The organism is Rhizobium sp. IY2, assembly GCF_047532935.1.
Taxonomy (GTDB): domain Bacteria; phylum Pseudomonadota; class Alphaproteobacteria; order Rhizobiales; family Rhizobiaceae; genus Rhizobium; species Rhizobium anhuiense.
Window position 1 is genome coordinate 496,779 of sequence record NZ_JBLKNU010000001.1, and the last position, 23,462, is coordinate 520,240.

Below are 23,462 nucleotides of genomic sequence, written 5' to 3' on the forward strand. Positions count from 1 at the left end.
ATGACATCGAACAGACTTCCCATCATTCTCCTCATCCTCGCCATCGTGCTGGTCGGGCTCTATTCGTCCATCTTCGTGGTGAATGCGCGCGAGCAGGCCATTGTCGTCCGTTTCGGCCAGATCCAGTCGGTCAAGACCGAGCCTGGCATTTACTTCAAGCTGCCGTTCGGCTTCATGGATGCCGACCGCGTTCAGTTGGTCGAAAAGCAGGCGCTGAGGCTCGATCTCGACAATATCCGGGTTCAGGTCCAGGACGGCCAGACCTTCGACGTCGATGCCTTCGTGATCTACAATATCTCGGATGTCCGTCGTTTCCGCGAGACGGTATCGGGTGATCGTGAGGCCGCGGAAGCGCGGCTGAGGGCGCAGCTCGATTCATCGCTTCGCCGCGTCTACGGTCTGCGTGACTACAATGCCGCACTCTCGGAAGAGCGTGTCGCGATGATGCTGGAAATTCGCGACGACCTGCGCACAGATGCCGAAAATCTCGGCCTGCATATAGACGACGTTCGCATCCGCCGTACCGACCTTTCGCCGGAGGTTGCGCCGAACACCTATAATGCCATGCGTTCGGAACGCCTTGCCGAGGCCGAGCGTATCCGTGCCGAAGGCAATGAGGAAGGCCAGCGGCGCCGGGCCGTCGCCGACCGCCAGGTTGTCGAGCTCACCGCAGGCGCCCAGCGCGATGCGGAAATCCTTCGGGGCCAGGGCGATGCCGAACGCAACCGCGTCTTCGCCGAAGTGTTCAGCAAGGATCAAGCCTTCTTCGAGTTCTATCGCTCGATGGCGGCCTATTCCTCGGCGCTTTCGTCGCAGGACACAACGCTGGTGCTGTCGCCGAATTCGGAATTTTTCCGCTTTTTCGACAATGCCGCCGGCACGATGCAGCCGTCACCGGCAAATCCGGCCGCACCGGCTGCGGCTGCTCCCGCAGCACCCGCCCAGCCGGCGAACTGACGGCAAGGGATGCCGATCGCATCCCGACAATCCTCGAAGGGCCGGCCCGAGTGCCGGCCCTTTTTTCGTGGGATGATTGAGATGATCCGGCATTTGCGAGGCCACGTCACATTGCACGGGGATTTCGCGAAAAGGTGATTTCACCCTCCATCATTCCGCCTTATGCTGATGCTCAATGTGCGCATTTACCCCTTATGAGGAAGCTTGATGGCCCCCACGAAACGCTCGCCCTTCAGACGAACGCTCGCGCTTATGGCCAGCGCTGCAATTCTTGCGCATGCCGGCATGAACGGGATTGCCTATGCGCAAACCGCACCTGAGACGACCGCTCCCGGGGTTGCCACGCCCGCTCCGGCTGCTCCGGAGGCGGCTGCTCCTACGCCCACGCCGCCCGCACCCGGCGCGCCACAGCAGATCGCCCCGATCCAGGCCGTCACGCCAAACAGCGGCCCGGCTTCGGTCGCCGATCTCGCCGAGGGGCTGCTCGATGCCGTGGTCAATATCTCGACCTCGCAGAATGTGAAGGACGACGAGGGGGCCGGCCCGGCGCCGCGTGCACCCGACGGCTCGCCGTTCCAGGAGTTCTTCAACGATTTCTTCAACAAGCAGCAGGGCAACAAGGGCGGCAATCACAATGTCAGCTCGCTCGGCTCCGGCTTCGTCATCGATCCGGCCGGCTATATCGTCACCAACAATCACGTGATCGAGGGCGCCGATGACATCGAGATCAATTTCGCCAATGGTTCGAAACTCAAGGCGAAGCTGATCGGCACGGATACGAAGACCGATCTTTCCGTGCTGAAGGTCGAGCCGAAGGCGCCGCTGAAATCCGTGAAATTCGGCGATTCCAGCACGATGCGCATCGGCGACTGGGTGATGGCCATCGGCAATCCGTTCGGCTTCGGCGGTTCGGTGACGGTAGGCATCATTTCCGGCCGCGGCCGCAATATCAATGCCGGCCCCTATGACAACTTCATCCAGACGGATGCGGCGATCAACAAGGGCAATTCCGGTGGACCGCTCTTCAACATGAAGGGTGAAGTGATCGGCATCAACACGGCGATCATCTCGCCGAGCGGCGGTTCGATCGGCATCGGCTTCTCGGTGCCGTCGGAGCTTGCGTCCGGCGTCGTCGACCAGCTGCGCGAATATGGCGAGACGCGGCGCGGCTGGCTCGGCGTGCGCATCCAGCCGGTGACCGACGATATCGCCGACAGCCTCGGGCTCGACAGCGCAAAGGGCGCGCTGGTCGCCGGCGTCATCAAGGGCGGGCCCGTCGACGACGGCTCGATCAAGGCGGGCGACGTCATCTTGAAATTCGACGGCAAGACCGTCAGCGAAATGCGCGACCTGCCGCGCGTCGTGGCGGAAAGCACGGTCGGCAAGGAAGTCGACGTGGTGGTGCTGCGCGACGGCAAGGAGCAGACCGTCAAGGTGAAGCTTGGCCGGCTCGAAGACAGCGATCAGGCGGCCGCATCCGGCGATGCGGCGCCCGATGGCTCGCAGGACGACGGCGTGATCACGCCGGATCCCGGCGAAAACAATGACATGGACCAGCCTGACAGCGGCGATCAGGTCCAGCCCGAACCCGGCACGCCGGACCAGCATAAGGGTCAGGTGGCGCCGGATGCGGCAACGCCGAAGAACGTGCTCGGCCTGTCGCTGTCGCTTTTGAGCCCCGAGACGCGCAAGGCTTTCGGCATCGCCGAGAGCGTCGACGGCGTCGTCGTGACAGAGGTGACGCCCGGCTCCGCCTCGGCCGAAAAGGGGCTGAAGCCCGGCGATGTGATCGTCGAAGTGGCGCAGGAGTTCATGAAGTCGCCGGATGCGGTCGCCGCCAAGGTGCAGGCGCTGAAACAGGAAGGCCGCCGCAACGCCCAGCTTATGATCGCATCGGCGAATGGCGATCTCCGGTTCGTGGCGGTGCCGATGGAATAAGAAAGTTGCGGCGGTGGTGAATTACCGCCGTCGTCTCCAACTCTCGCCCATTCCTGTGACGAGCATAGGGATGAGGGTGTGCCACGTCGGTCTTCAAGCCGTCACGAAATCCGTCTTCCGGTAGCCCTGGATATAGAGCAGGGCTGTGAGATCACCGTGGTTGATGCGCATCTCAGCTTCCGCGGCGACGGCGGGCTTGGCGTGGAGGGCGACGCCGGCGCCGGCGAGGTGCAGCATGCCGAGGTCGTTGGCGCCGTCGCCGACGGCGATCGCTTCTTCCGGCGAAATGCCGAGGCGAGCCGAAATTTCGTTCAGCGCATCGACTTTCGCCTGCTTGCCGAGGATCGGTTCGGCGACGAAGCCGGAGAGTATGCCGCCGTCTTCGAGCAGCGTGTTGGCGCGGTTCTCATCAAAGCCGAGGGTGGCGGCGATGCGGCTGGTGAAGACCGTGAAGCCGCCGGAGACGAGGGCGGTGTAATGGCCTTTCGATTTCATGGTGGCGATCAGTTCCGGGCCACCAGGGGTAAGTGTGATGCGCTTGGCGATCACTTCGTCGACGACCGACAGCGGCAGGCCCTTGAGCAGGGCGACACGCTCACGCAGGGCAGGTTCGAAGGCGATCTCGCCATTCATGGCGCGGGCGGTGATGGTGGCAACCTTTTCCTTCAGGCCGACTTCGGCGGCGAGTTCGTCGATGCACTCCTGGCCGATCATCGTCGAATCCATGTCGGCAATCAGCAGCTTCTTGCGGCGGGTCTCCTGCTCCTGGATGACGAGGTCGATCGGCGCGCCTGATATGAGCGCAAGGATATTGGCCTCGGCCGCCTGCGCATCCGTGCCGTCGCGCAGCGCGATGTCGCAGGCGATGCCGTCGGCCAGCCAATAGAGGCCGGAAGCCTTCACCACCTCGGCCGCCTGTTCGGCGATTGCGGGTGTCAGCACGGGATTTGACGGATTGGCAACAAGCGTGGCAACGAGGGCCATGATGGAAAACCTTCTGAGCACAGTGAACGCGATCCTGATAACCGGGCCGACCGCCAGCGGCAAGTCCGCGCTCGCCGTCGAATTGGCTAAACGCCATGACGGTGTCGTTGTCAACGCCGACAGCATGCAGGTCTACGATACGCTGCGGGTGCTGACGGCGCGGCCGTCGGAGGGGGAGATGCAAGGCGTGCCACATCATCTCTACGGCCACGTGCCGGCGGGGGCGGCCTATTCCACAGGCGCCTGGCTGCGCGATGTCTCGGCGCTGCTGCCGATGCTCAAGGCCGAAGGACGGCTGCCGGTCTTCGTCGGCGGCACGGGGCTTTATTTCAAGGCGCTGACCGGCGGACTCTCGGATATGCCCGGGATACCGGAGACACTGCGGCAAAGCCTCAGGGCACGGCTGCTGGAGGAGGGGCCGGACGGGTTGTATGCGGAGCTCGCTGACGCCGATCCCGCCACGGCGGCAAGTCTCAACCGCCAGGACGGACAGCGCATCGTCCGGGCGCTGGAAGTGATGAAGGCGACGGGGCGGTCGATCGCCGATTTCCAGGGCCAGTCGGGACCGGTGGTGATCGACGCGGGTGAGGCCCGCAAGATCGTCGTGCTGCCGGACCGGGCGGTGCTGCATCAACGCATCAACGGCCGTTTCGAAAAAATGCTGCAGCAAGGCGCCGAAGACGAGGTGAGGGCGCTGCTTGCGCTCGACCTGCCGGCCGAGGCGCCCGTGATGAAGGCAATCGGCGTGTCGCAGATCGCGGCGATGCTGAGGGGCGAGATGACACGCGACGAGGTGCTGGAGAAGGGTGCTGCGGCGACGCGGCAATATGCCAAGCGGCAGATGACATGGTTCCGCAACCAGATGGACGACAGCTGGGAACGGCTGATCGCTTAAGTGTCAGACCTGACGCGGGCCTTCCGCTCCAGTCATCTGCAGGCTCAGCAGTTTGGCGAGTTCGCCGACCGCCGCCCGCAGCTGGTCCGGAAGAAATCCGCCGAAGCCCAGCATCAGGCCGGGGCGCGCCGGCTCCGCGGCATACATCGGGGAGATCGCCCGCACGGCGAGGCCGGCCGATAGGGCGCGTGCTGCAAGTTGCACGTCGTCGGCCTGCTCGGGCAGCCACAGAAGAATGTGCATGCCCTGGTCGCTCGGCTGAACCTGGCATCCCTCGGGCAAGGCCCGCTCGAGCGCTGCGAGCAGGACAGCGCGGCGGTCGGCATAGAGGCCGCGGATGCGCCGGATATGCGCCTCGAAATAGCCTTCCCGCATGTAAGCCGCCAGAACATGCTGTTCTGCGATCGGCGAATGCCGGTCGAGAATGGCGCGGGCGCCGGCAAAGGCTTCTACGAGCGGAGGAGGGGCGATGACGTAGCCGAGGCGCAGGGAGGGGAAGAGCACCTTGCTGAAGGTTCCGAGATAGATGACGCGTGACGGACGCAATCCTTGCATCGAGGGAAACGGGTGTCCGGCATAACGCAGCTCGCTGTCGTAATCGTCCTCGACGATCCAGGCGCGATTCTGGTCGGCCCAGGCGATCAAGGCATTGCGCCGCGCCATGCTGAGCGGCATGCCGATCGGATATTGGTGCGAAGGGGTGACGAATGCGGCGCGCGCCTGCGGACAGAGTTCGAGGCCGCGTTCCACGTTCATCCCCTGTGCATCGACGGGCAAGCGGTGGGTCCGTACGCCGAGATCGTCGAGCACTGCCGTCAACCCGGGATAGGCGGGGTCTTCGGCCCATACCGGATCGTCACGCGAGAGAAGCACCCGGCCTGCCATATAGAGGCCTTGCTGGGTGCCCGATGTAACGATGACCTGTTCCGGCTCGCAATGAACGGCCCGCGCGCGCCGGATGTGGTCGGCAATGGCAAGCCTGAGCTCGTGCAGACCCATCGGGTCGTGGTAACCCGAGGGTGCGGCCTGTCTCGACGCGCGCACGCGATTGCCGAGGCGGCGCCAGGTGTCGTCGGGCGCAATACCGGACGCCGGGACGGCAATGGCGAAGGGAACCGGCGGGTGCGGGGTGAGCGCACGGGCAACGGCGATCAGCCGGGCAGCCGGGGGAGGCAGATCGACAGCATCAGCGACCGGCGGAGCTGCCGGCGCCGGCATCGCGTCCAGGAGATGAGCGGCAACCCGGGTTCCGGCTCCGACCCGCGCTTCGAGATAGCCTTCGGCGACCAACTGATCGAACACCTCGACGACAGTGCCGCGCGCGATCTTCAGCGAAGCCGCAAGGCTGCGCGTCGAAGGAAGGCGTTCGCCTGGCCTCAGTTCGCCGCTGGCGATTGCGCTGCGCAGGCTCTGGGCAAGCTGGCGGCCGACATTGGCCGTTCGATCGATCGCGTTGAGCGACGGGATTTCGATGGTGCTGCGCCGTTTGGACATCGCAAAAAGTGGTCTAGAGATTTTCTTCAAAAATGGTGCTTCATAGTGGACCAATTTTCGAGGAAAAGGAAGCGGATTGGCGGCTCCCCGTATTCTTCGTTTCTAGGGGCGTCCGCGGGCGCAAACTTCTGGAAACACGCAAATGCAGGATCTTCTCGTCGTCTACATCGCCTACGCAATTGCTGCAGGCAGTCCCGGACCAAGCAACATGGCCATCATGAATGTGGCGATGCGGCAGGGGCGTCGACCGGCGTTAACCTTGGCCGCCGGGGTCATCACGATGTCGACATGCTGGGGGCTGATCGCGGTCACCGGCATATCGACACTGCTGGTCCGTTATGCCCATGCCCTGCTGTTCCTCAAGGTCGCGGGCGGGCTGTATCTCCTCTGGCTCGCCTGGAAGGCGGCCCGCTCGGCAGCCGCGCCGGACAGGCCGGCAGGTGAGCTCGTCCGGCCTGACGCGCGACTCGGCATGCTCTATCGCCGCGGCGTTCTGATGCATCTCGGCAATCCGAAGGCGGTTCTGGCCTGGGTCGCGATCATGTCGCTCGGCCTTAAGCCCGGCGCTTCGCCAGAGATGGCCGTCACGGCGTTCGGCGGCTGCGTGCTTCTCGGGATCTCGATATTTGCCGGATATGCCGTGCTCTTCTCGACGGCGCCGATGGTGCGCGGCTATGCCCGCGCGCGGCGGTGGATCGAGGGAAGTCTCGCCGTCTTCTTCGCCGGCGCCGGATCGCGCCTGCTGTTTTCACATTGACCGGATTTTCAGGATCGCATCATGTCTGTCGCTTCTCCGTTTCATGGTCTTTCGGCCTTTCCGCCAACGCCCGCCGATCGGGATGGCAGGGTCGACACCGAAGCTCTTAGCCGCCTGCTGGAGCGCCTGTGCGATGCAGGCGTCGCCTCGATAGGTCTTCTCGGCAGCACCGGGATCTATGCCTTTCTTGCACCTGAGGAGCGGCGGCGAGCCGTCGAGGCTGCGGTCGAATGCGTTCACGGCCGTATTCCCCTCGTCGTCGGCGTTGGCGCTTTGAGGACAGACCAGGCCCAAAACCTTGCGAGGGATGCCGAGGCCGCTGGTGCAGATGCGCTTCTGCTGGCGCCTGTATCCTATACGCCGCTGACCCAGGAAGAAGCCTATGGGCATTTCCTTGCGGTCACGGAGGCGGCGAAGCTGCCGCTTTGCATCTACAACAATCCCGGCACGACCCACTTCACCTTCAGCCGCGAGCTTCTGCAACGCCTGTCCGACCTCGAGACGATCCAGGCGGTAAAGATGCCTCTGCCTGTTGACGGGCATCTCGCAGGCGAGCTGGCGGCATTGCGGGAGAAGACCGAGCTTGCGATCGGCTATAGCGGCGACTGGGGGGCGGCCGAAGCGCTGCTTTCAGGCGCCGATGCCTGGTACAGCGTCATCGGCGGCTTGCTTCCGCGCGTCGCCCTTGCGCTCAGCAAGGCCGCGATTGCGGGCGACAGTGGTGAGGCGCGCCGGCTCGATGCTCTCCTCCAGCCGCTCTGGAAAACGTTCAAGGAATTCGGAAGCCTTCGCGTGGTCTATACGCTGGTCGACATTCTCTCACTCGCTCGGGCAGAGCTCCCACGACCTCTGTTGCCGCTCGCATCGATGGACCGGCAACGGGTGCTCGACGCCGTCGGACCTCTAATGACGCTGGAGAGTGAGCTGAAGCGTCAATCCTTGTTGTAGAGGCTGCTCAGCGGTTTTTTCAGGATGCTTTCGCGCAGCGACGTGCCAGGCTCCCGGCGGGTGATCGCTGGCTGATCCGCCGACGGCGCCGGCCGGGGAAAGACCGGCTCCTCGCGGCGCATCTCGCGGCGGAGCGCGTCCAGCCGGGGATCGATCGCCGGCACTGCAGCCGGATCCAGCCGCGGCGTTTGCGGCAGCAGTTCGCGTCGGTAGGATTCGAGCGGCGCGGCCGAAGAGGTGGGTGGCGCGTAAGCCGTGGCGTCGAGATCCTCGTCGGCTGCATCAGCCTCGTCCAAGCTTGCCACGGATGCGGCGTAGTTCTGCTGGAAATTCGAAATGTCGGGTCCGACGGTCACCGCCCGCATACGGGTGACGATCTTGCGCAGGTCGACTGTATCCGGATCTTCCTCGCTTTGCTTGCTGTTGGCGCTGCTCGCCTTCGGCAGCAGGTTCTCCTCGACGCGGGAAAAGCGCATGCGCATCGGCACGCTGATCGCCTCGCCGAAAGCGATTGCCTCACCATTGCCGATCGAGGAGATGAAGCTCGTCGTCGAGATCGACGAATTCGGGATGGCCGAGCGGATGATTTCCTGGTCTCGGTCGTTGGCAAGGCGCATGGCAAAGAGCGTCGAACACTGCGACAGGATCGTCTGGTCGAGCTCGCCCGGCCGCTGGGTGATGATGCCGAGCGAGACGCCGTATTTGCGGCCCTCCTTGGCGATGCGGGCAATCGCCTGGCGCGTCGGCACGAAGCCGAGGCTCGGATCGGAGGGAATGTAGCGATGAGCTTCCTCGCATACGACGAGCATGTGGATGGCGCCGTCGCTCCACAGCGCCACTTCGAAGGCCATGCGGCAGAGCACCGAGGCGACCGAATTGACGACCTCGGAGGGAATGCCGGCAAGCTGGAAGGTGCAGATCGGCCGATTCTCGCCGGGGATGCGGAAGATCTGCGCGATGGTTTCGGTGATCGTGTCGCTGATCGTGTTGTTGGAGAACATGAAATGATAGCGCGGATCGTTGATCGCGGCGATGAGGCGCATCTTCAGCGACCGCAGGAAGGGCTTTTCCGAGCGGCCTTCCAGGCGGCCGATGCGCTCGTCGATCAGCGCCAGCAGATCGGCCATGCGGTAGGGAACCGGCGTATCGGCGGTGATCGAGCTTTTTTCCGTGGTGCGGCGCACCAGCGAGTTGTCGCTGCCGCGGAAGGCGCGTTTGGCTTCCGGCAGGATATCGCGCAGCATGTCGAGTTCTTCGGGCACCGGCGGACGGCCGCGAAAAACGACCTCGGCGAATTCCTCCAGCCGCATCAGCCAGAAGGGCAGGTCGAGTGTATCGGTATCGATGGTGACTGCGTGCTTGGGGAAGGCGGCGGCAAATTCATTATGCGGATCGAGGATCAGTACACGCAGCTTCGGATCCGCCACGATCGCCTTGTGCAGGAGCAGCGAGACCGCGGTCGACTTGCCGACGCCGGTGGAGCCGACGACGGCGAAATGCTTGGAGAGCATCGAGGGGATGTGGATCGCCGCATCGATGCTTTCGTCCTGCGTCAGCTTGCCGATGACGGCGGTCGTACCCTCGCCGGCATCATAGATGCGCATCAGGTCGGCGGAACGGATGCGGTGGGCGATGGCGCCGAGATAGGGATAACGCGAGATTCCGGTCGAGAACTCCTCGGTGCCGTCCTCATCCACACGGACTTCGCCGAGCAGTTCGGTCTCGATCCGGAACGTGTTGTCTTCGCCTTCATCCCAGGCATGGCTGCCGGTGTTCATCTGATAGACGAGGGCGACGACACGGTTGCGGCCGACGCTGATCGAAATCAGCCGGCCCACGGACCAGAGTTCGGTAAGATCGGTGCCGCCCTGTTCGGCGACGGCGGCAATTGTCGCCCTGGAGCCGCTGCATGCAACGACGCGGCCGAGAAAGCGATTCCCCGGCGCATGGCCATCGCGGCGATCATGCTCGCCTGCCTTGCCAGACGTGCGCAAGTCGTTGTTGAGCAAAGGGCTACTCCATGCGGTAGCGTATAAGAATAAAGTCGATCCTTTAACAAATCCTTCATCCTATCGATTTTCGGGGATACGGGCGTCGGGCAGTTTTTTATTGCGGCATGCGTTGACGCTGCGAAATTTTCTGTCTATCACTTCCGACCATGAAAATCGCAACGGCTCTTATCGTGGTGGGAAAGCGCATGGGCAGGATGGTGTAACCATCCGGCGATAGCCACCCATGCGCTAGATGACAGGCTCCTCCGGGGCCTTTTTTTATGCCCGAAATCAGGGCTTCCGGCCACAAACGCAAATCCCAGCATAAACGGAACAGACAGATGAGCACGGACAATCAGGCGGCAGGCAATCGGATGACGGGAGCGGAGATCGTTCTCAAGGCGCTGAAGGACAATGGCGTCGAACATATCTTCGGCTATCCCGGCGGCGCGGTCCTGCCGATCTACGACGAGATCTTCCAGCAGGAGGAAGTCAAGCACATCCTCGTCCGCCACGAGCAGGGGGCAGGCCATGCGGCCGAAGGTTATGCCCGCTCGACCGGCAAGGTCGGCGTCATGCTGGTAACCTCGGGTCCGGGCGCCACCAATGCGGTCACGCCGCTTCAGGATGCGCTGATGGATTCGGTCCCGCTCGTCTGCCTGACCGGCCAGGTTCCGACCTCGCTGATCGGCTCCGACGCCTTCCAGGAATGCGATACGGTCGGCATCACCCGGCCCTGCACCAAGCACAACTGGCTGGTCAAGGACGTCAACGAACTCGCCGCCGTCATTCACGAGGCCTTCCGCATCGCCCAGTCCGGCCGTCCGGGCCCTGTCGTCGTCGATATTCCGAAGGACGTGCAGTTTGCGACTGGCACCTACACACCGCCGGCCGACTACACGATCCAGAAGAGCTACCAGCCGAAGACCCAGGGCGACCTCAACCAGATCCATGCGGCGATCGAGCTGATGGCGAATGCACGCCGTCCCGTCATCTATTCCGGCGGCGGCGTCGTCAATTCCGGTCCCGAGGCTTCCAAGCTGCTGCGCGAGCTGGTCGAGCTCACCGATTTCCCGATCACCTCGACGCTGATGGGCCTCGGCGCCTATCCCGCTTCCGGCAAGAACTGGCTGAAGATGCTCGGCATGCACGGCTCCTACGAAGCCAACATGGCGATGCACGATTGCGACGTCATGGTCTGCATCGGCGCGCGTTTTGACGACCGCATCACCGGCCGTCTCAATGCCTTTTCGCCGAATTCGAAGAAGATCCATATCGACATCGATCCGTCTTCGATCAACAAGAACGTCCGGGTCGATATCGGCATCCGCGGCGATGTCGGCCACGTCCTCGAAGACATGGTCCGCCTGTGGCGGGCGCTGCCGAAGAAGCCGGAAAAGGGCCGGCTCGACGACTGGTGGACCGATATCACCCGCTGGCGGGCGCGCAACTCCTTCGCCTATACGAAGAGCAACGACGTCATCATGCCGCAATATGCGCTGGAGCGGCTCTACGCCCACACCAAGGACCGCGACACCTACATCACCACCGAGGTCGGTCAGCATCAGATGTGGGCGGCGCAGTTCTTCGGCTTCGAACAGCCGAACCGCTGGATGACCTCGGGCGGCCTCGGCACGATGGGTTACGGCCTGCCGGCCGCACTCGGCGTGCAGATCGCCCATCCCGACAGCCTCGTCATTGACATTGCCGGCGATGCCTCGATCCAGATGTGCATCCAGGAAATGTCGGCGGCGATCCAGCACGATGCGCCGATCAAGATCTTTATCATGAACAACCAGTATATGGGCATGGTGCGCCAGTGGCAGCAGCTGCTGCACGGCAACCGCCTGTCGAACTCCTATACCGAGGCGATGCCCGACTTCGTCAAATTGGCGGAAGCCTATGGCGCCGTCGGCCTGCGCTGCGAAAAGCCGGATGAGCTCGACGACACCATTCTGGAAATGATCGAGGTCAGAAAGCCCGTCATCTTCGACTGCCGCGTCGCCAATCTCGCCAACTGCTTCCCGATGATCCCTTCAGGCAAGGCCCATAACGAGATGCTGCTGCCGGATGAAGCCACCGACGAGGCGGTCGCCAATGCGATCGACGCCAAGGGCCGCGCGCTCGTCTGACATTTTTAATTTGCGCATAATCCTTTCCGGAAATCGTTTCCGATTTTCGGGGTTATGCGGCAGGGAAGAGGAAACTCAGGACCATGAACGCACATCTACAGCCCACGGGCTCCGCCTATTTCATCTCGCCGGAAACGGCGGCCGTCGAAAGCCACACGCTTTCAGTTCTCGTCGACAACGAGCCGGGCGTTCTTGCCCGGGTCATCGGCCTGTTCTCCGGCCGCGGCTACAATATCGAGAGCCTGACGGTCTCCGAGACCGAGCATCAGGCGCATCTTTCCCGCATCACCATCGTCACACGCGGCACGCCGCACGTGCTGGAGCAGATCAAGGCGCAGCTGGAGCGGATTGTGCCGGTGCATCGCGTCGTCGACCTGACGGTGCGCGCCCGCGAACTCGGCCAGGACCGGCCGATCGAGCGCGAGGTGGCGCTGATCAAGGTGATCGGCGAGGGCGACATGCGCGCCGAGACCCTGCGCCTTGCCGATGCCTTCCACGCCAAGGTGGTGGATGCGACGGTCGGTCACTTCATTCTTGAGATCACCGGCAAGTCGTCGAAGATCGACCAGTTTGTAGCGATCATGAAGCCGCTCGGCCTGATCGAGGTCTGCCGTACCGGCATTGCGGCGATGAACCGCGGTGTCCAGGGCATGTAGAGACTACAGCCCGGGCATGTAAAGATTACAGCCCGGGCATGTAGGCCCGCTGCTGAAATAATTGCGAAAGCCGCTGGAGATCAGAGCATCTCCAGCGGCTTTTTCTTTGCCGGCGGCGGGAAGGCGGCGTCCAGCGCCTGCCAGTCCTCGTCGGTGATATCGAGCGAGACGCAGTCGCGGTTTTCGGCCGCGCGTTCGGCATTCGAGGTCTTCGGGATGACGATGACGCCGTCGCGTTCCAGCAGGAAGGCGAGCGCCAGCTGGGCGGGCGTTGCCTGATAGGCCTTGGCGATGCGGATCAGCTCGGGATGATGCAGGATATTTCCCTGCTCGATCGGCGAATAGGCCATGATGGGAATCTTGCGGCTCTGGCACCAGGGCAGCAGGTCGAATTCGATGCCGCGGCGGGAGAGATTATAGAGCACCTGGTTGGCGGCGACATTGGCGCCGTCGGGCACTCCAAGCAATTCCTGCATGTCGTCGGTGTCGAAGTTGGAGACGCCCCAGGCGCCGATCTTGCCGGATGTTTTCAGCATTTCGAAGGCGGTGACGGTTTCGGCGAGCGGGTAGTTGCCGCGCCAGTGCAAGAGATAGAGATCGATGCGGTCGGTGCCGAGCCGTTCGAGACTGCGCTCGCAGGCTTCGATCGTGCCTTTCAGGCTGGCGTTCCAGGGATAGACCTTGCTGACGACGAAGACCTCGTCGCGCCGTCCCCTGATTGCCTGGCCGACGATCTCCTCGGCGCCGCCGTCGCCGTACATTTCGGCGGTGTCGATCAGCGTCATGCCGAGATCGATGCCGGCCTTGAGGCTTTCGATCTCGGCCCTGGCGTGGCCGGCATCCTCGCCCATGGCCCAGGTTCCCTGGCCGAGCGCCGGCACCTCCGTGCCGTTCGGGAATGTGATCGATGGAATCGGGTCGTCTTGCATAATTTTCTGTCCCTTCGGCAAGAGATTGGGCCGGCTCGCCATCTTTCAAGTAATCCTGTCACCATGACAATGATGTCATGGCATCGGCAGTTTAGGGCAGTTATGCTGACCTAAATAAGCAGGCCGCAAATAGCTGGCTCGGGAGGTCGGATGCCGCTGGATACGTTTCTCGCCCTCGTTCTCTTTGCCTTTACGACATCGATCACGCCGGGACCGAACAATATGATGCTCTTCGCATCGGGCGTGAATTTCGGCTTCCGCAGGACGATCCCGCATATGTTCGGCATCGGCGCCGGTTTTTTCTCGCTGCTCATCGGCGTCGGCCTCGGGCTCGGCGCGCTTCTGCATACGGTGCCGGCCGTCTATACGGCGCTGAAATTTGCGGGCGGCGCCTATCTCGTCTGGATCGCCTGGAAGATCGCCTCGTCGCGCTCGCTCAGCGAAGGCAGGAGCGGCGTCGAGCCGACGTCCTTCCTGTCGGCTGCCGCCTTCCAATGGGTCAATCCAAAAGCCTGGGTGATGGCGGTCACCGCGATGGCCACCTATACCAATCCGCAACTCTATTTCGTCAGCGTGCTGATCGTCGGTCTCGCTTTCGCGGTGGTCAATGTCCCCAGCGTTTCGACATGGGCAGGTTTCGGCTCGGCGCTCAGGGAATGGCTTTCCGATCCGGTGCGGCTGAAATGGTTCAATATCAGCATGGCGGTGCTGCTGGTGGCGAGCCTCTGGCCGATGTTAAAATAGAGCGATCGACGGCTTCGTCAGCATCAGCCAGAAAATGCCGAGGACGGCTGAGAAGGCTGGAAAGCCGAAAGCAAACCAGATGCGGTAAAGGCTGAAATAGGCTGGCGGCAGGGCTTTTCCCGATGCCGCGGCAGCGCGAGCGAGATTGCGCAGCCGGATCTGGATCCAGACGACCGGCAGCCAGAACAGGCCGGTGACGACGTAGAGCAGCAGCGACAGCGCAATCCAGCCCTCCGACAGGTCCCAGCCGATCGATCGCGCCAGCAGAGTGCCGGTCACCGGCTGGAGGATGGCCGCGGTGGCGGTGAAGACCGTATCGGCGATGACGACGGTTGCTGAGACATGGGCGACCAGTGCGGGATCGCGCGTGCGATGCGCCATCACCATGAAGAAGGCGATACCGGCGCCGGTACCGAAGAGCACGGTCGCGCCAATGACATGGGCGAGCAGCAGCCATTCTTCAAACATCAGCGTTCATCCAGGATGGCAAGGGCTACCAGCGTCAACAGGATCGACGGCAGCACCTTGACGAGAACCCCGAGCGGATCGAGCCAGAGCGCGGGTTCGAGCAGGCTGGCGCCGGCGAGATAGGCGAGCGACACACCAAGCATGCCGAGAAGGGCGCGTTTTGCCAGCGGGCGGACAAGGACGGCGGCACCGAGTGCCACGTCGATCAGGCAGGTTGCAAGCGTCAGCGCTACGGCGGCGCCTGCGGGCATGAAGGGCAGGAAGTGGGCGCTTGCCTGCGTCGGCGCCAGAAGCGGGATGAGACCGGACAACAGCCAGAAGAGCGACAAGCCGGCGATGACGGGCGCCTTTAAGAGATAGAGGCGGGCAAACCACAGGTCCTGAACGCCGGAGGGATTGGCCGAGAGCGTCGCAGCCGCTGATGTCGCGACGAGGCCGCTTCCTGCTTTCGAGCTTTGCACGCCTTCCGTCATGACGGTCATCGCTGTCGAACGCAGCGGCGAACGCCAACCGAGCAGGCCCGACAGATCGGCGAGCCACGTCACCGGCCGGGCAAGCCAGGGGGCAAGAGAAAACACCCGGGCGGGCCGCAGGCCGAGCCATTGCCGGTGCAGGCGGACGAGATCGGCGAGCGTCAGGGTCTCGGCCGCGGCAAGATCGACATCGCCGGAGATGACGCCGGAAACCGCCCGCGACACGGCTTCCGCCACATCGTCGACAGAGAGTGTTTCGACGAGGCTTTCGGCATGGACCAGGGGCAGCACCAATGGAAAGGCTGCGAGTGCGCGCAGCAGCGCCGAACCGCCATGGGCATTGCGGCCGAGAACCAGGGCAGGGCGCAGGATGAAATATGGCAGGCCGCTGGCAGCAAGCGCCTCGTCGGCCCGCCGTTTGGTGGCGAGGAAGGGAAGATCGCCGGCCGCTCCCGCCGTCCTTGCCGATATCTGCACGATCAGCGGGCACGACCAGGCTTTTGCGGCGGAATAGAGCGCCAGCATCGCCTCTGCCTGGGTGGCCGACAGATCGTCCGAAAGGCCGTCCTGCAGGGCGCCGGCGCAATTGATGACGGCATGCTGGTCCTTGAGGATGTCGTCCCAATCCGCCGGTTTCGTCATGCGCGAGAGATCGGCGCGCCGCCAGTCGACCTTCGACTGTTTCAGGCGGGCACGCGCGGGATTGCGGCCAAGCCCGGTCACGGCGTGGCCATCGGCAACGAGCCGGGCCGCGACCACGGAGCCTATGAAGCCGGTTGCGCCGAGAATCAGAATGTTCATGGCGGGAGATTAGCGGAAAAGCTGAGGGCGCATAGAAGGGCTTGGCGGACCTGCGGCATATGGTAAAAATAGGAGAAAGTTTCGGGAGGACAGTGTCTTGCACGACGATCATGACGCGCATAGCCATGACCACGATCATGCCCACGGGCATGATCACGACAATCACTATTCCGACATGCAGGCACGTGTGAAGGCGCTGGAAACGTTGCTGACGGAGAAGGGGCTTATCGATCCGGCGGCGATCGATGCGATCGTCGAGACCTATGAGACGAAGGTGGGGCCGAGAAACGGCGCCCATGTCGTCGCCAAAGCCTGGAGCGATGCCGATTTCGCCGACTGGCTGAAGCGTGATGCGACGGCGGCGATCGCCAGTCTCGGCTACACTGGCCGGCAGGGCGAGCACATGCGTGCCGTCTTCAACACGACGGAGACTCATAACCTTGTCGTCTGCACGCTCTGCTCCTGTTATCCTTGGTCGGTGCTCGGCCTGCCGCCGGTCTGGTACAAGGCGCCGGCCTATCGCTCGCGCGCCGTCATCGATCCGCGCGGCGTGCTTGCGGAATTCGGGCTGACGCTGCCGGAGGACAAGAAGATCCGCGTCTGGGATTCGACGGCAGAGCTGCGTTACCTCGTCATTCCCGAGCGGCCGGAAGGCACGGAAGGAATGGACGAACAGGCGCTTGCCGGTCTCGTCAGCCGCGATGCGATGATCGGCACCGCGGTTGCCGCCAGCCCGGAGAGCACACCATGAACGGACCGCACGATCTCGGCGGGCAGATGGGCTTCGGGCCGGTCGCGCCCGAAAAGAATGAGCCCTATTTTCATGCAGCATGGGAAAAGCGGGCGCTCGGCATCACCATCTCCTGCGGCGCTTTCGGCGCGTGGACGATCGATGAAAGCCGGCATGCGCGCGAGAATATTCCGCCGGCCGATTACCTCGCCGTCAGCTACTACGAGATCTGGATCCGCGGCATCGACAAGCTGCTGGAGCGGCACGGCTTTGCGACGCGCGAGGAGTTGCTGTCCGGCCATGCATTGCAGGACGGCGCGGTGCCGAAGCGCGTGCTGAAAGCGGACATCGTGCCCGCCGTTTTGGCAAAGGGTGGGCCTTGCGATCGTCCTGTTAAGACCGCGCCGCTCTTTGTGGTCGGCGCGACGGTGAGGACGAAGAACTTCAACCCGCCGACGCATACGCGCCTTCCGCGTTACGCGCGCGCCAGGACCGGTGTGGTCGAAGCAGTACAAGGTTCGTTCGTCTTCCCTGACGACAATGCGCATGGCAAGGGCGAAAACCCGCAATGGCTCTATACGGTCGTTTTCGACGGTGCGGAGATCTGGGGCGCGGATGCCGATCCCACGCTGACCGTGTCGATCGATGCCTGGGAGAGCTATCTTGAGCCGGCATGAGACATCGCCGTTGAGGCAATCGCCCAGCCTGCCGAGATCGCCGGAGGGAGAGCCGGTCTTTCCCGAGCCATGGGCGGCCGAAGCCTTTGCCATGACCGTGCACCTGCACGCAAAAGGCCTGTTCAGCTGGAGCCAATGGGCTGAAACGCTGTCCGCGCAATTGCACAAGCCTGGGCGGGCCGAAGATGGCAGCGACTATTTCGACTGCTGGGTGGCGGCTCTCTCGGATCTGATCGTCGGCAACGGCATCGCCGATGCGAAAACGATCCTGGCACTTCAGCAGAGTTGGCAGCGGGCGGCGGAAGCGACGCCGCACGGACGGCCGATCGAGCTCAGCAACGATCCCTCGCGCTGATCCTCACGACGGAAACTGCTTATAGCATTCCTCAGCCACCTTCCGTAGCGTCTCGCGGGAGATTTCGCCGGTGACGGCATAGCCGAGTTCGCCGTCGATCCAGTAAAAGGTCTCGACATTGCCCGACGAGGCGAAGCGGAAGCTCGTCGTGCGATTGTCCGTGTTGCGGCCGACCAGGACAGTCAGGCGCTCGCCGGCCTGATTCTCGTACATGAACATGGCGCCCGGCCTTCCGTCGACCGGCAGCAGGCGGCCGCCGACCAGCTTGAAGCCGAGCGGCTGCAGGTTCGGGATCTTGAGATTCTGGATTGCCAGGCGCTTGCCAAGCCAGGTGGCGAGATGGGTTTCCTCGTTAGCGAAGACCTCGACGGGGTGACGAACCTCGGCGGCATAGACCGCGAAGGCGGTTTCAGCCTGTTTCGGCAGAGTTTCGGCGCCGGCAAGCTGCAACTCCGGCTTTTCCAGAAGCGCCGGGCCATAGTGGCCGCTGACGGCGCCGAGCGCGAAGACGACGAGGGCGGCCGCAGCGATCGCCAAGCGTTTCGAGCCTGATGGCGCGGCGCGCGGGGGGACGACCAGCAGGGGGTCGGTATCCTTCGCCTGCTCATAACCTGCAAACATCGAGCGGATCGCCCCATTTTGCGCCTGCCATGCGGCGACCATCGCCGCCTCGTCCGGATTGTCGGCCAGGAAGGCCTCGATGCGGGCACGTGTCGTTTCCGGCAACTGGCCGTCGGCATAGGCGTGGAGATCGGCTTCGGTGACGCTCGGATTGGTGTCGTTCATTTCGGTCTCCGAAGCGTAATGATGTTGTCGGCCTTCAGCCGCTCGCCAATGCGCCGGCGGGCGCGCGACAGGCGGGACATGACGGTGCCGATCGGGATGTCGAGCGCGGCGGCGACCTCGCTATAGGTATATCCCTCGATGACCACGAGCATCAGCACGGCGCGGTGTTCTTCCGAAAGGCTGTTCAGCGCATCGTCGAGCCGGGCGCGCTCCAGCGGATCGGTCGGTGGTTCGGAAGAGGCCATATCCTCAGCCGCGTCGAGTTCGATCAGGCCGTCGCGCGCCTTGCCGCGCCGGCCGTTGCGATAGAGATTGGTCATGATGGTCAGGACCCAGCCGCGCAGGTTGAGGCCGCGCCATTGGCCGCGGCGCGTGAGAACCTTCTCGACGCAATCCTGGAGCAGATCCTCGCCATCGGCATCCGAGCGCGTCAGGCTGCGCGAATAGCGTCTGAGCGAGGGCAGGAGGGCCAGGATCTGGCCCTCGAAGGTTTCGGGTGCGGGTATCTTCACGCCGGCTCTCTGGTGATTTGGGTCTGGGCGATCAGGGCCCCTACAATCAGGGCCCCTACAATCAGGGTTTGGCGAGATCCCAGTTGCCGCCGACGCCATCGCCGGTGATGTCGCCTGCCTTCGTGTCCTTGACCCAGAAATAGAGCGGCATGCCGTCCTTGGCCCATTGTTTCGTGCCATCCTTGCGATCGATGATCGAATATGCACCATCGGCCTTGGCGTCGCCAGCGGCCATCAGCGGCGGCCAGTTCTTGGCACAGTCGTCGTTGCAGTTGGAAACGCCCTTGACGTCCTTCTTGAAGGTGTAGAGCGTCATGCCGTTTTCGCCGGCGAGTACCTTGCCCTTGGCGGAATCGACGGTCTTGACGGGAGCGGCGGCGAAAGCAGCGGTCGCGGCAAGGGCGGCGGCCGCCACGACGGACAGAAATTTCACGGACTTCATGATGTCTCTCCTCAAATTGGGCACGCAATCTTGCGATGCCTGAGATGAGACACGGCACGAGGCAGTTTTATTCCAGGCGCAGGAAAAGTTTTCATGGCGGGCGAGGCGAGCCGAAACCCGCTTCGCCCGCGCAGATCGCATCGGAGCGCCTTGTCGGCTATTGCCCCGTGGCGGACGCCGCCGCCATATCGACCCATACCGCTTCGAATATATGGCCGTCGGGATCTTCGAAGGCGCGGTTATAGAGCCAGCCCATGTCTGTCGGGGCGCGCGGATCGGTCTTGCCGCCGGCGGTTGAGGCCGCCTCGACGATGGCGTCGACGTCTTCGCGACTGTCCATCGTCAGTGCGATCAGCATTTCGCTCGCCTTCTCCGCTTCGGCAACGGGTTTCGGCGTGAAACTCGCGAAGAAATCGCGCGTCAGCAAGTGGAAGATAATCGCCTCGGACCAGACCATATTCGAGGCCTGGTGATCGCTGAACTGTTCGTTCTTGCTGCATCCGATCGCTTCGTAGAAGCGGGTCGCAGCAGCAATGTCTTTTACCGGCAGGTTCACGAAGATCATCTTGGGCATTGCGGTTTCCTCCTCTTTGGGTGTTTTTCGGGGGGACAGTCTCGCCTCACACAAACTCCTGCACGATCGTGTCGCTGGCATGAATGCAGACGATTTCGAGCCGTCCCGTGCCGACATTTTCGAAGCGGTGGGGAATGTTGGCGGCCACGACGACGATATCACCGGGAAAGGCCCGGGTTTTGGCGTCACCAACGGTGAACTCGGCCTCGCCTTTCCGGACGGCCCATGTCTCGGAATAGGGATGGACATGCAGATCGGGGCCTTGGCCGGGCTCGTTGTCGACGAGGAAGAGCGATATCTCGCCGCCGTAATCGTGGCCTTCGAAGCGGACCGTCCTGCTCTGATCCGGCCGTGGTTCCTGGTGTCGAAGAATCCTGAACATCACGTGCCTCCTGCTCGTGCCGTCTGCGAACGCAAACTATCTTTGCGAGAAGATATATTTCTGAAAATTATCTTCCCGTCAAGATATCTTCCGTGAATCGAGTGAAAGGTGTATGTCTCGCCCGTGGTGATATGAGGCAGAGAATGATGGATGGAACTGAAGGGAACGGTGACCGCCCCGAGGATAAGGGCCGCCCGAGCGAGGACCATGTCGACCGGCTGCGCCGGCAATGGACGCTGGAACTGCCCGACCTCGACACGGAGCCGATGGCGATCCTGGGGCGGGCCTTTCGGCTGTCCAACCTGGTGCGCCCCAGCATCGAGGCGACCTTTGCCGATTTTGGCCTCGACCGCGGCGAATTCGACGTGATCGCAACGCTTCGCCGTTCCGGGCCGCCTTACCGGCTGACCCCAACGGACATGTATTCGGCGCTGATGATCTCGTCGGGAGGCCTGACCCACAGGCTAGACCGTCTGGAGAAAGCGGGCTTGATCTGCCGGGAGAAATCGCCACGGGACGGGCGCAGTGTGCTGGTGGCATTGACAGAAGCCGGCGCCGCACTCGCCGAAAAGGCCTTCCGCACCGATATGGCGAGCGAATCCTCGTTTCTGCAGGCTCTTGATGGACAGGAGCGCGAGGCGCTCGCGGCGCTGCTGCGCAAGCTGATTGCCGGGATTGAGAATGATCAGCCGAGGGGAGAGAGCGAGGCCGGCTGAGGTTCACGGCTCAGGCGGCAACACGCTGCTTATGCAGGTCGTTTACATCATACCGGTTTTCGGATATGATATATCCTTAATTCCAATGGCCGAGCCATCCATCACAAGAGTTGCCGAATGATCCTGAAAAGCCAGGTCGAGTGGGCGTTGCATTGCTGCGCCATTCTCGCGGGCCTGCCTGAGGGCAGGTACCTTTCCACCAAGGCGCTCGCCGAGCTTCATGGTCTGCCGAAAGAATATCTCTCCAAGGCGCTGCAGAGCCTTTCGCAGGCATCGCTGGTCAACACCACGCTCGGCCCGAGCGGCGGCTACCGGCTTGCGAGAGCCTCGTCCGAGATCAATTTCCTCGATATCGTCGAGGCGGTCGAGGGAAGTGCGCGCAGTTTCACCTGCACGAATATCCGGGAAAACAATCCATGCCGGGCGGAAGGTTATTGTGACAGCAAGCCTTGCGCGGTCGCCCGCATCATGTGGGAAGCCGACGAGGCCTGGCGCAATACGCTGAGGCGCGTCCGGCTCTCCGATCTCGTCAGCATCCTGTCCGAGGAGGTTCCGGCCGAACTCTGGCAGAGTACCTTCGCTTGGGTGCTGAAGCGCGCAGGCTGAGAGGAAAGGCTCTAAGCCCTGAAGATGGTCCTGATGGTTTTCAGAATGGCGCGCGCGCTGTGGGCCTGTTCCGGGGGCAGGGCGGCGCCGTCGCGAAAGCGCTCGGCGCGGCTGGCAAGGTCTTCGGCGATCTCTTCCGCCAGTGCGGGACGTTCGTTCAGCAGCGGTGCAAAGGCCCCCTGATCGATTTCATAGGCGATCACCGGGGTCAGAGCTTCCAGGGTGCAGACTTCCTGCATACCCGCAAGCAGTCCGGTCTCTCCGAAGAAATCACCTGGTGCCAGCCGCCCGCGCTCCTGATCTCCGTGGCGCGCCGCGATGATGCCCGCCCGCACCATCATCAGCGACGGCAGCATTTCGCCCTCCCGCACGATGACATCGCCCTTGCGGAATTCGCGCACGGCCGTGGTCTCGGCGAGTTTCTGCTTTTCATCACGCGTCAGCGTCGCAAAGATCGGAATGGCCTCGATCAATTCGAGCGGCGTCACGCGGGGCGGCCGTGCGCTCTCTTCGGTCGGCAGTTCGCCGGTCAGGACTGAGGCGGCGGCAGGAACGGCCAAAAGCAGGCCGGCCGATTTGCAATGGCGATAGACGAGATCGAGCACCTCGTTTCGCGCCGGCACACGCTGGCTGGGGCTCGTCACCCGAAACTGCAGCTCGACCTCCAGCGCCGTGGCATCCAGCCCCTTCAGCGCCACGACCGGCGGCGGCTCGCGGACGATCGAATTGCAGCTCGCCAGCGCCGTTGCCATCACGTGCCGGACCGAGGCCGGCATCCGCGTCGGGGCGATACGGATGGTGAGGATCAAGAGATGGGTCTCGTCCGGCCGGCTTACATTCGTCAGGCCGAGCTTTGCCAGAAAACTGTTCGGCAGAACGACGATATTGTTTGCGCTGGTCAGGATATGCGTCGCGCGCCAGTTGCTTTCGACGACACGCCCCTCCGTGCCGTCGCTGAGGAGGATCCAGTCGCCGATGATGTAGGGCCGGCCGAGCGTCAGCGCGATGCCGGAGAAGACGTCGGCGAGGGTGTTCTGGAGCGCCAGGCCGAGAATGATGGCGACGACGCCCGAGGTCGCGACGAGCGTGCCGATCGGCACGCCGAAGACGAAGGCCAGGACCGACAGGGCCATGCCGATATAGACGACGCCGATGACGAGATCCTGGAGCAGGCGGGCCTCTCGCGGGCTGCCCTCCAGCACCAGATACAACCTGATGAAACCGATGACGGCCCATGCCAGATGGATCCACCAGAGCGATTTCGCGACGATGACGAGCAAGGCCTGTGGATCCTCGGACTCATATCCTTGAAACCGGTGAGGTTCGATCCCGCTGCCGACGAGGATCAATGTCATCGCCGCAAAGAAGAGAATCTGCACCACCAGTCGCGTCGTCGGCCGATGGCTGGAGAGCAGATGCCAGACGACGATACCGGCGAAACCTATCGCAATGAGGGATATCAGAGGCTTGCCGAAGAGCACGTCGTAGATCATCTCTCTGTCTCCGGGATAGGGC

At 63.1% G+C, this 23,462-nt stretch carries 25 protein-coding genes; 13 read left to right on the forward strand and 12 right to left on the reverse strand.

Annotated features, from left to right (window positions below; translation table 11 throughout):
* Together hflC and ACMUVN_RS02325 are read left to right on the forward strand one after the other, a co-directional pair.
* Complete coding sequence (hflC, locus tag ACMUVN_RS02320; protein WP_132572544.1) at positions 1 to 957, forward strand: protease modulator HflC; 957 nt, start codon at positions 1 to 3, stop codon at positions 955 to 957.
* Positions 958 to 1,164: 207 nt separating this feature from the next.
* Positions 1,165 to 2,895, forward strand: a complete 1,731-nt coding sequence (locus ACMUVN_RS02325; protein ID WP_132572541.1) for a DegQ family serine endoprotease — start codon at positions 1,165 to 1,167, stop codon at positions 2,893 to 2,895.
* 93 nt (positions 2,896 to 2,988) lie between these two features.
* Here the strand turns inward: ACMUVN_RS02325 and serB are convergent, their stop codons facing one another.
* On the reverse strand, positions 2,989 to 3,879 hold the full coding sequence (gene serB, locus ACMUVN_RS02330; protein ID WP_047610846.1) for a phosphoserine phosphatase SerB: 891 nt from the start codon (positions 3,877 to 3,879) through the stop codon (positions 2,989 to 2,991).
* On the opposite strand from serB, the gene miaA reads away from it, so the two are divergent.
* Positions 3,878 to 4,774 (forward strand): tRNA (adenosine(37)-N6)-dimethylallyltransferase MiaA, encoded by an 897-nt coding sequence (gene miaA, locus ACMUVN_RS02335; RefSeq protein ID WP_047610844.1) that lies wholly within the window; start codon positions 3,878 to 3,880, stop codon positions 4,772 to 4,774. The genes serB and miaA overlap by 2 nt on opposite strands.
* A 3-nt stretch (positions 4,775 to 4,777) precedes the next feature.
* On the opposite strand, the gene ACMUVN_RS02340 is transcribed toward miaA, so the two are convergent.
* Positions 4,778 to 6,268: a PLP-dependent aminotransferase family protein gene (locus ACMUVN_RS02340; protein WP_132572538.1), complete on the reverse strand. Its 1,491-nt coding sequence runs from the start codon at positions 6,266 to 6,268 to the stop codon at positions 4,778 to 4,780.
* 142 nt (positions 6,269 to 6,410) lie between these two features.
* Here ACMUVN_RS02340 and ACMUVN_RS02345 point away from each other — a divergent pair, with 142 nt between their 5' ends.
* Together ACMUVN_RS02345 and ACMUVN_RS02350 are read left to right on the forward strand one after the other, a co-directional pair.
* Entirely contained in the window at positions 6,411 to 7,025 is a 615-nt protein-coding gene (locus ACMUVN_RS02345) for a LysE family translocator (RefSeq protein ID WP_047610838.1), read from the forward strand.
* Positions 7,026 to 7,046: 21 nt separating this feature from the next.
* Entirely contained in the window at positions 7,047 to 7,973 is a 927-nt protein-coding gene (locus ACMUVN_RS02350; protein WP_047610837.1) for a dihydrodipicolinate synthase family protein, read from the forward strand.
* On the opposite strand, the gene ACMUVN_RS02355 is transcribed toward ACMUVN_RS02350, so the two are convergent.
* Complete coding sequence (locus ACMUVN_RS02355) at positions 7,958 to 9,982, reverse strand: ATP-binding protein (RefSeq protein WP_047610835.1); 2,025 nt, start codon at positions 9,980 to 9,982, stop codon at positions 7,958 to 7,960. The two genes, ACMUVN_RS02350 and ACMUVN_RS02355, sit on opposite strands and share 16 nt — an antisense overlap.
* Before the next feature lie 323 nt (positions 9,983 to 10,305).
* Here ACMUVN_RS02355 and ACMUVN_RS02360 point away from each other — a divergent pair, with 323 nt between their 5' ends.
* Together ACMUVN_RS02360 and ilvN are read left to right on the forward strand one after the other, a co-directional pair.
* Positions 10,306 to 12,096, forward strand: a complete 1,791-nt coding sequence (locus ACMUVN_RS02360; RefSeq protein WP_047611753.1) for an acetolactate synthase 3 large subunit — start codon at positions 10,306 to 10,308, stop codon at positions 12,094 to 12,096.
* An 83-nt stretch (positions 12,097 to 12,179) separates the two neighbouring features.
* Positions 12,180 to 12,752, forward strand: a complete 573-nt coding sequence (gene ilvN / locus ACMUVN_RS02365; protein WP_063474622.1) for an acetolactate synthase small subunit — start codon at positions 12,180 to 12,182, stop codon at positions 12,750 to 12,752.
* Between the two features lie 80 nt (positions 12,753 to 12,832).
* Here the strand turns inward: ilvN and ACMUVN_RS02370 are convergent, their stop codons facing one another.
* Complete coding sequence (locus tag ACMUVN_RS02370) at positions 12,833 to 13,681, reverse strand: aldo/keto reductase (protein ID WP_132572535.1); 849 nt, start codon at positions 13,679 to 13,681, stop codon at positions 12,833 to 12,835.
* Positions 13,682 to 13,831: 150 nt separating this feature from the next.
* Here ACMUVN_RS02370 and ACMUVN_RS02375 point away from each other — a divergent pair, with 150 nt between their 5' ends.
* A complete protein-coding gene (locus tag ACMUVN_RS02375) occupies positions 13,832 to 14,425 on the forward strand; it encodes a LysE family translocator (RefSeq protein WP_132572532.1) in 594 nt (197 codons plus the stop codon).
* Here the strand turns inward: ACMUVN_RS02375 and ACMUVN_RS02380 are convergent.
* The gene (locus tag ACMUVN_RS02380) at positions 14,417 to 14,893 is read right to left on the reverse strand and encodes a DUF2269 domain-containing protein (protein ID WP_132572529.1); all 477 of its coding nucleotides are present in this window, start codon (positions 14,891 to 14,893) and stop codon (positions 14,417 to 14,419) included. The genes ACMUVN_RS02375 and ACMUVN_RS02380 overlap by 9 nt on opposite strands.
* A complete protein-coding gene (locus ACMUVN_RS02385) occupies positions 14,893 to 16,167 on the reverse strand; it encodes an SDR family oxidoreductase (protein ID WP_132572526.1) in 1,275 nt (424 codons plus the stop codon). The genes ACMUVN_RS02380 and ACMUVN_RS02385 overlap by 1 nt, the downstream gene beginning before the upstream one ends.
* Positions 16,168 to 16,264: 97 nt before the next feature.
* Between ACMUVN_RS02385 and nthA the strand changes: the two genes are divergently transcribed.
* Genes nthA through ACMUVN_RS02400 form a run of 3 tightly spaced genes read left to right on the forward strand, consistent with a single transcriptional unit; the run spans position 16,265 to position 17,929 of the window.
* Positions 16,265 to 16,918 carry a nitrile hydratase subunit alpha gene (gene nthA, locus ACMUVN_RS02390; RefSeq protein ID WP_097542177.1) on the forward strand — a complete coding sequence of 218 codons (654 nt, stop codon included), beginning with the start codon at positions 16,265 to 16,267 and terminating at the stop codon, positions 16,916 to 16,918.
* On the forward strand, positions 16,915 to 17,574 hold the full coding sequence (gene nthB / locus ACMUVN_RS02395) for a nitrile hydratase subunit beta (protein ID WP_132572523.1): 660 nt from the start codon (positions 16,915 to 16,917) through the stop codon (positions 17,572 to 17,574). Before nthA ends, nthB begins: the two co-directional genes overlap by 4 nt.
* Positions 17,561 to 17,929, forward strand: a complete 369-nt coding sequence (locus tag ACMUVN_RS02400; protein WP_097542178.1) for a nitrile hydratase accessory protein — start codon at positions 17,561 to 17,563, stop codon at positions 17,927 to 17,929. Before nthB ends, ACMUVN_RS02400 begins: the two co-directional genes overlap by 14 nt.
* Positions 17,930 to 17,932: 3 nt before the next feature.
* Here ACMUVN_RS02400 and ACMUVN_RS02405 read toward each other — a convergent pair whose 3' ends face one another.
* The 5 genes from ACMUVN_RS02405 to ACMUVN_RS02425 form a co-directional block, all read right to left on the reverse strand.
* Positions 17,933 to 18,715: an anti-sigma factor family protein gene (locus tag ACMUVN_RS02405; protein ID WP_097542179.1), complete on the reverse strand. Its 783-nt coding sequence runs from the start codon at positions 18,713 to 18,715 to the stop codon at positions 17,933 to 17,935.
* A complete protein-coding gene (locus tag ACMUVN_RS02410) occupies positions 18,712 to 19,227 on the reverse strand; it encodes an RNA polymerase sigma factor (RefSeq protein ID WP_132572520.1) in 516 nt (171 codons plus the stop codon). Before ACMUVN_RS02410 ends, ACMUVN_RS02405 begins: the two co-directional genes overlap by 4 nt.
* Positions 19,228 to 19,288: 61 nt before the next feature.
* Entirely contained in the window at positions 19,289 to 19,669 is a 381-nt protein-coding gene (locus ACMUVN_RS02415; RefSeq protein WP_047610815.1) for a lipoprotein, read from the reverse strand.
* 157 nt (positions 19,670 to 19,826) lie between these two features.
* Positions 19,827 to 20,243: a VOC family protein gene (locus ACMUVN_RS02420; protein WP_097542180.1), complete on the reverse strand. Its 417-nt coding sequence runs from the start codon at positions 20,241 to 20,243 to the stop codon at positions 19,827 to 19,829.
* A gap of 46 nt (positions 20,244 to 20,289) precedes the next feature.
* Positions 20,290 to 20,625 (reverse strand): cupin domain-containing protein, encoded by a 336-nt coding sequence (locus tag ACMUVN_RS02425; protein ID WP_047610811.1) that lies wholly within the window; start codon positions 20,623 to 20,625, stop codon positions 20,290 to 20,292.
* A gap of 143 nt (positions 20,626 to 20,768) precedes the next feature.
* Between ACMUVN_RS02425 and ACMUVN_RS02430 the strand changes: the two genes are divergently transcribed.
* Positions 20,769 to 21,341 carry a MarR family winged helix-turn-helix transcriptional regulator gene (locus ACMUVN_RS02430; protein ID WP_047610809.1) on the forward strand — a complete coding sequence of 191 codons (573 nt, stop codon included), beginning with the start codon at positions 20,769 to 20,771 and terminating at the stop codon, positions 21,339 to 21,341.
* A 117-nt stretch (positions 21,342 to 21,458) separates the two neighbouring features.
* Positions 21,459 to 21,947, forward strand: coding sequence for an RrF2 family transcriptional regulator (locus ACMUVN_RS02435; RefSeq protein WP_047610807.1), 489 nt, complete (start codon positions 21,459 to 21,461; stop codon positions 21,945 to 21,947).
* Positions 21,948 to 21,958: 11 nt separating this feature from the next.
* Here ACMUVN_RS02435 and ACMUVN_RS02440 read toward each other — a convergent pair whose 3' ends face one another.
* Positions 21,959 to 23,440 (reverse strand): mechanosensitive ion channel family protein, encoded by a 1,482-nt coding sequence (locus ACMUVN_RS02440; protein WP_047610804.1) that lies wholly within the window; start codon positions 23,438 to 23,440, stop codon positions 21,959 to 21,961.
* Positions 23,441 to 23,462: the final 22 nt, after the last annotated feature.

Bases quoted from the DNA above. Each gene is read 5' to 3' on its own strand.
- ACMUVN_RS02340 (WP_132572538.1), bottom strand. From the start codon at position 6,268: ATGTCCAAACGGCGCAGCACCATCGAAATCCCGTCGCTCAACGCGATC.
- ACMUVN_RS02420 (WP_097542180.1), bottom strand. From the start codon at position 20,243: ATGCCCAAGATGATCTTCGTGAACCTGCCGGTAAAAGACATTGCTGCT.
- ACMUVN_RS02385 (WP_132572526.1), bottom strand. From the start codon at position 16,167: ATGAACATTCTGATTCTCGGCGCAACCGGCTTCATAGGCTCCGTGGTC.
- ACMUVN_RS02350 (WP_047610837.1), top strand. From the start codon at position 7,047: ATGTCTGTCGCTTCTCCGTTTCATGGTCTTTCGGCCTTTCCGCCAACG.
- ACMUVN_RS02405 (WP_097542179.1), bottom strand. From the start codon at position 18,715: ATGAACGACACCAATCCGAGCGTCACCGAAGCCGATCTCCACGCCTAT.
- ACMUVN_RS02345 (WP_047610838.1), top strand. From the start codon at position 6,411: ATGCAGGATCTTCTCGTCGTCTACATCGCCTACGCAATTGCTGCAGGC.
- ACMUVN_RS02375 (WP_132572532.1), top strand. From the start codon at position 13,832: ATGCCGCTGGATACGTTTCTCGCCCTCGTTCTCTTTGCCTTTACGACA.
- serB (WP_047610846.1), bottom strand. From the start codon at position 3,879: ATGGCCCTCGTTGCCACGCTTGTTGCCAATCCGTCAAATCCCGTGCTG.
- ACMUVN_RS02415 (WP_047610815.1), bottom strand. From the start codon at position 19,669: ATGAAGTCCGTGAAATTTCTGTCCGTCGTGGCGGCCGCCGCCCTTGCC.
- miaA (WP_047610844.1), top strand. From the start codon at position 3,878: ATGATGGAAAACCTTCTGAGCACAGTGAACGCGATCCTGATAACCGGG.
- ACMUVN_RS02360 (WP_047611753.1), top strand. From the start codon at position 10,306: ATGAGCACGGACAATCAGGCGGCAGGCAATCGGATGACGGGAGCGGAG.
- hflC (WP_132572544.1), top strand. From the start codon at position 1: ATGACATCGAACAGACTTCCCATCATTCTCCTCATCCTCGCCATCGTG.
- ACMUVN_RS02325 (WP_132572541.1), top strand. From the start codon at position 1,165: ATGGCCCCCACGAAACGCTCGCCCTTCAGACGAACGCTCGCGCTTATG.
- ACMUVN_RS02425 (WP_047610811.1), bottom strand. From the start codon at position 20,625: ATGTTCAGGATTCTTCGACACCAGGAACCACGGCCGGATCAGAGCAGG.
- ACMUVN_RS02430 (WP_047610809.1), top strand. From the start codon at position 20,769: ATGATGGATGGAACTGAAGGGAACGGTGACCGCCCCGAGGATAAGGGC.
- ACMUVN_RS02440 (WP_047610804.1), bottom strand. From the start codon at position 23,440: ATGATCTACGACGTGCTCTTCGGCAAGCCTCTGATATCCCTCATTGCG.
- ilvN (WP_063474622.1), top strand. From the start codon at position 12,180: ATGAACGCACATCTACAGCCCACGGGCTCCGCCTATTTCATCTCGCCG.
- nthB (WP_132572523.1), top strand. From the start codon at position 16,915: ATGAACGGACCGCACGATCTCGGCGGGCAGATGGGCTTCGGGCCGGTC.
- ACMUVN_RS02370 (WP_132572535.1), bottom strand. From the start codon at position 13,681: ATGCAAGACGACCCGATTCCATCGATCACATTCCCGAACGGCACGGAG.
- ACMUVN_RS02380 (WP_132572529.1), bottom strand. From the start codon at position 14,893: ATGTTTGAAGAATGGCTGCTGCTCGCCCATGTCATTGGCGCGACCGTG.
- ACMUVN_RS02435 (WP_047610807.1), top strand. From the start codon at position 21,459: ATGATCCTGAAAAGCCAGGTCGAGTGGGCGTTGCATTGCTGCGCCATT.